Raw genomic sequence first — 7,779 nt, forward strand, 5'->3', positions numbered from 1 at the left:
TTATAATAGCCCATGCACCGGGCCCTAACCGGAGGTGGACTGTGGCGAGCAGAAACGCTACACTAGCTTTGCTACTTGTTGTAATCATCCTAGGAGGCGTGCTGGTATACCTAGGCCTCCACGGTGGGGCGAACAAACACAGAACGACTAGTGAGGGTAGTGGAAACGCACTAGCGAACATAACACTAGGTGAAGCGACTAACTATACGTTAAACGTGGCATCCGGAAGCGTGATAGTATACAACCTCTCATACCTTACAAGCGAGGGTAAAGCCGCCCAGGTAACGCTTTACACGCTAAACATAACCAGTGTTAGTTGGCCCTTAATAGACGGTAATTACACTGTCTCTAGCGAGAATAAGACAATGCCGGCTAGAGTGCCCATCGGAAACCTCGCTATGCCGAAGGAGATGCTAGGCAAAAGCAAAGTCAGCCTACCACTAATCCTGCCCTCGGGCGTAAACACGGCTCTATGTGTGGACCTGGAATTGAAGAATACTACGAGCATAGAGGTGATGGGTGGAACTAGACAGGCCTATATCTATTCAATGCACGTTGAAAAGGGAGATTACACTATAAATGGGACTCTAGCCTATGACGCCGAGAACGGACTATTGCTCTCAGCAAACTTTACAGTGCTAGGCGGTGGAAAAATACTCTACTACTCGCATCAGTTGACGTTGAACTATACGCTGACTGGCTGGGAGACCGTGACTACGCCTAGAGACTGGTTCTGTACCCAGCCATACTCCTCGGATCTACGATTTACCTTAGAGGCTACCTATGAGCTCAAGAACGGGTCCCTAACCATGGTTCCCGCTGATCTCGTGAGAGAGGCTTCGCTAGACAATGGGCTGATCGCTGTCTTGATCAAGGAAGAGCGGCCCGTCAACATGATATTCTGGGAGAACCTGTTAAAAGCTAGCAAGCTATGCCCCGGTAAGGCGACCTATGTTATAGTAGGGGGTGGGCTCTCCTCTGACACCGAGAGGGCATTGATAGAGAATATTATGGAGAAGGCCAATGCACAGACCACAGGCCTCTTGGTGAAGTTCAAGCAGGGCTATGTAGAGGAGGCCGTGTTCCCATATGACCCGGCTGGCAAGCTAGCTAACCTAGTATGCGGGCTCTCCCCCTAGGAGTGTAGCCCGCGAAGTACATCTGGCGTTCATCCATCCACTGTCCGTCTCTTCCGAAGAACGCCTTTGAATACTCCCTCTCTATGTCCTCGGTCACGAGATGTAGGTACCTCTGGGTAACCTTGATGTCGGAGTGCCCGAGTAGCCTTTGTAGAGCAGGTAGGCTCATTCCCCGTCTAAGGGCCTCTGTAGCAAAGGTGTGCCTTAGCACGTGGGGCCTAACTAGGCTGGGGTCGAGGCCTGCTTTGATGGCTAGCCTTTTGAGCTTCTTGTAGAGGGCCTGGTAGGATATTGCAAAGATCCTCTCATAGGGACGCGGTCTAACAGCCTCGTATAGCCTAGCCAGGGCCTCCCTGGAGACAGGGCCCAAGAGGACGATCCTTTCCTTACCATACTTTCCTTTGACGCGGACCAGGCCCTTAACGAGATCTACATCGCTCCATGCAAGTGTTAGGAGTTCACCAGCTCTGAGCCCGGATTCTGCTAGGAGAGAGATCATAGCCAGGTCCCTGAGGTCGGATGCAGCGGCCAGTAGAGCCTCTACCTGGTCCCACGTTAAGGCGTGGGAGTAAGTGTTAGAATCGCCAGGCACCGCTGGTATATCGTCTACTATTCCGAGCCACTGTAGGAACCTCCTAACGAATATACTGTAATAGTGTAGGGTGGATTTGCTTAGAGCCCTGCTTCTCCTTAACTTGGAGAGCCATTGCGTGTACACGTCACCACTGAGACTGTTGACTGGCGTATCAGGACCAACGACGTCTAGGAACGACTTAAGGGCGGCCCTATAGGACTTGACGGTCTTGGGGGAAGCTCCGCTGGCGGCTAACGAGTCTAGAAACGCCTCAACCGCTTCACCCGCCCTATTTCGCTTTATCCCGCGTGGTGGCGGTAGGACTGTTATCTTCGGCAACCGGTATCCCCATATACCATAATAGTATATCGGCCTGTGTATCAGTACGTTGGGCTAGTACTACAGCGGTGACACGGATGGCGAAGGAACTAGACTGGAGGGGACTAGTCAGCGATATAGAACTGCTGGCTGTCGCTGGGTGCTACGAGAAGGTTAACAAGATAATGAGCTTGGGACTCGTCAACAAACTGAGGAGAAAGGCGGCCAGGCTAGTGGCGAGCGACGATGGTTTCTACGCCGACATAGGTGCTGGACCCGGTACCTCTGCCTCAATAATTATAGAGGAGTTAACAGGCGGCTCTGTCCTAGCCCTGGTCGACCCCTCTATCGAGATGCTAGCTGTATCCCTTAACCGTGTGAGGGACCCTCGCGTTGTGAGGCTCGGAGGTCTCTTCGAGTCGCTTCCCTTCAGTGACTCAAGCGTGGATGGCATAACGGCTATGTTCTCCTATAGAGACGCCGTAGACTATCATAAAGCGTTGGACGAGATGGCCCGTGTCTTAAAACCCGATGGGAGGCTCGCCATTTTAGACTTCTACCGCTACGAGAACAGGCTTATGCATGGCTTGATTAAGCTCTACATACTGGTAATGGTGCCTATAGCACTGGCCATATCCCTTTGCCCGACATACCTTAAAACCTACAGAAGCTTCCTGGCGAGCATAGATAGGATGTTGACCCGTAGCGCCCTGTTAGGAGCGCTCAGGGCCAGGTTCAAAGAAGCGAAGGTGTATTCTATGGCGCCAGGCGTTGCGATATTCTACGCTAGGGGGCCGAGAATTGGATAAAGTCATACTCTATGAGGTAGACGTTATAGATTGCGTGTTTAAAAGGCGTTTGAATAGATTCGTGGGAGAGATATCAATTAACGGGAAGAGAACGCTAGCCCATATAACAAACACTGGGAGGCTAACGGAGTACCTAGTCGAGGATAAGAAGTGTAAAGCTACACGAATAAATGGGAGGAGGCTAAAGTACAGGATCGTAGCCGTGAAAGACAAGGACGCCTATGCCTTGATAGATACCAGGCTACAATCCCGAGCCTTTGAGGAAGCCATTGGAGGGTCCCTTCTATGCTTCTTAAAGGGGTGTAGGGTGGTTGCACGGGAGCCTAGAGTCTCTGAGGGCAGGTTCGACTATCTCCTAGATTGTCCTCAGGGCAGGGTCCTAGTGGAGACTAAGAGCGCAGTGCTTAGAGGTCCTAGGGACGAGGCAATGTACCCGGACTGCCCCACTGATAGGGGTGTTAGACATGTCCGGCTCCTTAGGGAACTAGCTAGTAGGGGTGCTAGGGTTGCTGTGATATTCACTGCCGCGTTTCCAGGGGCCAGGTGTTTTAAACCATACAAGGAGGGGGACCCCCGCCTCTATCAGGCACTCTCCGAGGCACTCAGAGACGGCGTGCCCGTTCACGCCTATTCCATATACATGACTGGGAGCGGCCAGGTGGCACTGGACAATCCATGTCTTCCCCTTTGCAGGGAATGGCTTGAGGAAGCCAGAGGAGTCTAGTTTAAACCGTTTGACGTGTCCTACGTGTACATGGCCGTGATGAGTGGTGACGGCTGTGACCACGGGTTGCAGGGATGATCATATGTCACCCTCGCTGAGCCCGAGTAAAAGGATAATTCCCGGTTGATCCACAGAAACCCCGAAGACGCCGTGCTGGTGTTGGCGGTTTGAACAGGGACAATTCGAGCAGGCAGAAGACCCATATGGATTACGCCTACGAGCTTGACCTAGTGATAAAACCGGAATCTAGGGTTCCATTGTTTGAGAGGGAATACGCCGCCTTCAGTGGAGCCGGGATACCCTTATTCAGCCTGGGAGGCGGGTACTATAGATATGCCTTGATAGATATACTAGCTCGGTTCCATGCCAGGAGGGGCTACTTCCTAGCCGAGACGCCAATTATAGCTAGCAGCTATCTCTACCAGGTATCAGGTCACCTGGAGTTCTTCAGGGAAAATATGTTCTTGTTCAAGATAGAGGATCACGACTTCGCTATAAAGCCTATGAACTGCCCGTACCACATTCTAATTTTCCTAAGCCATCTAGCCCGCTTCCGTCAGAAGCTAAAGTTGCCATTTAAGGTGTTTGAGGCTGGCCGCGTACACAGGTACGAGCCAAGCGGGAGCCTATACGGCCTGTTGCGTGTAAGGGCGTTCACGCAAGACGATGCCCACATAATAACCCTGGAGCAAGACTCCGTTCAAACCATTGTAACAGTGTTCGAGGAAATGAAGGAGCTGATGGAGACCCTATTCAAGATGACGTTCAACGCTGACAACATAATCCTAAGACTCAGCCTATCCGACAAGGAGAAGATTGGCGACGAATTCATGGGAACCCCCCGGGAATGGAGCTCGGCTGAGAAAGCCCTCGAAGAAGCTGCCAAGGTAATACGAGACCGGTACGGGATACAGTACTATTCGGGAGAAGGAGAAGCCGCTTTCTACGGCCCTAAGATAGACGTTGTAATGAAGGTCGAAGAGTCTGGGATAGAAAAGGAATGGCAGCTCGGTACGGTACAGTTCGACTTTAACCTTCCGAGGAGATTCAAGGTATATAAAGCGATACGCGAGATCTACGGGGAGGAGGCCAACGTATTCATCATACACAGAGCTTTAATGGGCTCGATAGAAAGATTCCTCAGCGTATACCTGGACTACATGAAGGGCCGGCTACCCTTCGTCCTAGCACCAGTACAGTACGCGGTTATCGCTATCAAGACCGGGGATAAAGATGTAGACGCTAAGATCGAGGAGATTTCACGGAGGCTCCACAAGAGACTCCTCGGGGAAGGATACAGGAGCGGGCTACTCTTCACGACAAAGACAAGCCTCTCGGGCGAAGTTAGAAGAATCGAATCAACCATAAAACCAGCAGTGATGGTTTACATTGGCGCAAAGGAGGTTAAGGAGGGCTTTATAACGCTTAGACCCTACATGCACGATAAGAGAAAGAGAGTTACAATCCAAGCCACTATGGAGGGGGACCCGCTTACTAGTCTAATCCAAGCCACTAAAAGCCTAGAAGAAGATGTTGCAAGACTAGCTGGAACACCCCCCAGACTGCCTGGAGACGTCTCCCACCTACTCTAATCTGACGCCGTGCCTCACAGACCTGGTCACTAGCCTCGATAACTCCCTGGGATCACACTCCCTCAATCCCAGATACTCGCCTTCGACACCCAGTTCTAGTAGCCTCTTGTAACCCTCCTCAATACATTCGGGCCTGAGAGAGAGTAGAGCTATATAGTCTACGTCCCTAACGTGTTCTACAACCTGATTGACCTGGCGGAAACCGTAAAGTTCCATTATAAACAAGATCGATAAATTCTTGATGCGGGACCCTCTAAACCTACCCTCTAGTGCATGGATAAAAGCCACAGCCAATGCGCATTGAGAGGCCGGAGTCCCCTTCAGCCCAGCTACAACCGCCTCCTCCTTACACTCGCTGCTCATCGAGCTATAAGCCTCTGCAACTATGCGGGAAGACCCCTTGAAGCCCACCGCCCCTATGTATACCCTATAGCCTAGAATCTCTATCCAGCCATGGCCTGGGTTACGCTGGTTCACGTGAAAACTCGCCTCGCTCCCATGGAAACACTATCCAGCTACGCGTTGTAAACGCGTAGTAATCGGGCATGAACTCTGTCCAGGGCTTTATATATACCGTAGCGGTTCTAACTTCTCTGGGCAGGTAGAGGTTTACAGCCTCTACGGCTAGCTGGAGGGTAAGGCCGGAGTCCGATATATCGTCGACTATAAGCACTCTTCTGTCCGTCAGCGATAGAGTTGGGGGCTGGCGTAGGTACGGCTTCTCCCCTCTAATGCCGGGTGCTTTGTAGAGTTTAACCTCCATCACTGTCATGTCTTCCACGCCTAGCTTGTCGGCAATTAGCCGAGCTGGAACCACTCCTCCCCTGAGGACTCCAACTACTACATCGGGAGTGAAATGAGAGTCCCTTATGCGACTGGCAACTATATCAACACCCTCATCAATGTTGCTCCATTCTACTAATTCAATATCGACCTGATCAGAGCCCCCATGGATCGTGGGCAAAATGACTATCTCTCTAGGAGTATCCTTATTGCTGTATAGTCTATAGTCGACCCCGTCTACGAACAACATATAGCTAGGCATAGGGTCTCCTTCAGGTGTTATAGCGTCAGCTAGCTCCTTGTAAGTTTCTCTTAGCCTTTTCAACGCTTCCCTCCAATTCGAGGCCTCTATCTCGACAACCCTCTTGCCTACGCGCTCGGCTAGAGTAGCCATTAACTTAATCTTTATTCGCGCCAAGGGCAGTGACCCCGAGATAACCTGGAGGCTTCTAGGCTATTATTAACGAAGGAGCGGGCTCACGCTTCGGCCTCTTTCTTGGCCCGCTTCCTGGCTATGTTAACTAGGTGCGTTATATACCCGGCTATCTGGTTCCTTAGCTTCTTACTGTCATACTCGATCAACTGCGATACCATCCGCTTGTTATGTTCAAAGTCACCAGTAAATAGATCGGGATACTTCTCCAATAGTTTTCTCGCAGTCCTCTTCACCAGCGTAGTGCGGACTTTACCCATATCCCTTCTCCCCTGGATGGGCGGGATTACTACGGGATACTTAAATGCTAAACCCTGTTATCCCGCCCCTGGTAGACGTAATGTTTATATAGAAGTGATACCCCCTTGGACTCTCGGAGTTGAACTAGGGAAAAGGTGACAGGAGATGGCAGCAGGAGTACCAATGGAGACCATGGGAGTGCCTGTGATTATACTGAAGGAGGGAACCCAGAGATCATACGGGCGCGAAGCAGTAAGAGCAAATATCATGGCAGTACGAGCTATCTCAGAGATCCTAAAGACAACTTACGGGCCCAAAGGAATGGACAAAATGCTAGTAGACAGCCTAGGGGACATAACAATAACCAACGACGGTGCAACGATACTCGACAAGATAGACCTACAACACCCCGCTGCTAAAATGCTCGTACAGATAGCGAAGGGCCAGGATGAAGAGGCTGGCGACGGGACCAAGACAAGCGTAATCTTCGCGGGTGAACTCCTAAAAGAGGCTGAGAAGCTACTAGCCCAGAACATACATCCAACCATAATAGTAGAGGGATACAAAGACGCCCTACACAAGGCCCTGGAGACGCTAGAGGAGATGGCAGAAGAGATCGATATCAACGACAAGGATATTCTAAAGAAGATAGCCTTGACAAGCCTGAGCAGCAAGGCTGTAGGGGAAGCCAGGGAATACTTCGCCGAGATAGCAGTAGAGGCCGTGAAGTCGGTAGCCGAGGAGAGGGATGGCAGGTTCTACGTCGATCTAAACAACATACAGATAATCAAGAAGCATGGTGGAAGCCTAACCGATACAACACTAGTTCGCGGTGTTGTGATTGATAAGGAGGTTGTCCACCCTGATATGCCTAGGGTTGTTAAGAACGCCAAGATAGCAGTACTGGATGCCCCCTTAGAGATAGAGAAGCCCGAGATAGACCTGGAGGTAAGCATTACAAGCCCTGACCTCGTAAGGAAACTACTAGAGAAGCAAGAGAAGATACTCCAAGAGAAGGTAGAGAGGATTGCTGCTACTGGTGCTAGTGTTGTTGTTACTCAGAAGGGTATTGATGAGGTTGCTCAGCACTTCCTCGCTAAGAAGGGTATTATGGCTGTGAGGAGGGTGAAGAGGAGCGACATAGAAAAAATAGCCAAGGCAACAGGA

The 7,779-nt window shown here is 50.9% G+C and carries 9 protein-coding genes; 5 read left to right on the top strand and 4 right to left on the bottom strand.

Annotated elements, in window-relative coordinates; all coding sequences use genetic code 11:
- Positions 1 to 41 precede the first annotated feature (41 nt).
- Positions 42 to 1,139, top strand: coding sequence for a hypothetical protein (locus tag F7C38_07830; protein MCE4601446.1), 1,098 nt, complete (start codon positions 42 to 44; stop codon positions 1,137 to 1,139).
- Here the strand turns inward: F7C38_07830 and F7C38_07835 are convergent.
- The gene (locus F7C38_07835; protein MCE4601447.1) at positions 1,111 to 2,052 is read right to left on the bottom strand and encodes a tyrosine-type recombinase/integrase; all 942 of its coding nucleotides are present in this window, start codon (positions 2,050 to 2,052) and stop codon (positions 1,111 to 1,113) included. The two genes, F7C38_07830 and F7C38_07835, sit on opposite strands and share 29 nt — an antisense overlap.
- 77 nt (positions 2,053 to 2,129) lie before the next feature.
- On the opposite strand from F7C38_07835, the gene F7C38_07840 reads away from it, so the two are divergent.
- The 3 genes from F7C38_07840 (at position 2,130) to F7C38_07850 (ending at position 5,156) form a co-directional block, all read left to right on the top strand.
- Positions 2,130 to 2,840 carry a class I SAM-dependent methyltransferase gene (locus tag F7C38_07840; GenBank protein MCE4601448.1) on the top strand — a complete coding sequence of 237 codons (711 nt, stop codon included), beginning with the start codon at positions 2,130 to 2,132 and terminating at the stop codon, positions 2,838 to 2,840.
- Positions 2,833 to 3,564, top strand: a complete 732-nt coding sequence (gene sfsA, locus F7C38_07845; protein ID MCE4601449.1) for a DNA/RNA nuclease SfsA — start codon at positions 2,833 to 2,835, stop codon at positions 3,562 to 3,564. The genes F7C38_07840 and sfsA overlap by 8 nt, the downstream gene beginning before the upstream one ends.
- 167 nt (positions 3,565 to 3,731) lie before the next feature.
- Positions 3,732 to 5,156, top strand: coding sequence for a hypothetical protein (locus tag F7C38_07850; protein MCE4601450.1), 1,425 nt, complete (start codon positions 3,732 to 3,734; stop codon positions 5,154 to 5,156).
- Here F7C38_07850 and F7C38_07855 read toward each other — a convergent pair.
- From F7C38_07855 to F7C38_07865, 3 genes are read right to left on the bottom strand one after another with little or no spacing between them, the layout of a single operon-like run.
- Positions 5,148 to 5,633 (bottom strand): hypothetical protein, encoded by a 486-nt coding sequence (locus tag F7C38_07855; GenBank protein ID MCE4601451.1) that lies wholly within the window; start codon positions 5,631 to 5,633, stop codon positions 5,148 to 5,150. The two genes, F7C38_07850 and F7C38_07855, sit on opposite strands and share 9 nt — an antisense overlap.
- Positions 5,620 to 6,357, bottom strand: coding sequence for a hypothetical protein (locus F7C38_07860; protein MCE4601452.1), 738 nt, complete (start codon positions 6,355 to 6,357; stop codon positions 5,620 to 5,622). The genes F7C38_07855 and F7C38_07860 overlap by 14 nt, the downstream gene beginning before the upstream one ends.
- A 59-nt stretch (positions 6,358 to 6,416) precedes the next feature.
- Positions 6,417 to 6,632, bottom strand: a complete 216-nt coding sequence (locus tag F7C38_07865) for a 30S ribosomal protein S17e (GenBank protein MCE4601453.1) — start codon at positions 6,630 to 6,632, stop codon at positions 6,417 to 6,419.
- Positions 6,633 to 6,777: 145 nt separating this feature from the next.
- Between F7C38_07865 and F7C38_07870 the strand changes: the two genes are divergently transcribed.
- A partial coding sequence (locus F7C38_07870) for a thermosome subunit (protein MCE4601454.1) occupies positions 6,778 to 7,779 on the top strand: 1,002 nt, incomplete at its 3' end.

The organism is Candidatus Thermodiscus eudorianus (assembly GCA_015521085.1).
GTDB classification, from domain to species: Archaea; Thermoproteota; Thermoprotei_A; order Sulfolobales; family Acidilobaceae; genus Thermodiscus; species Thermodiscus eudorianus.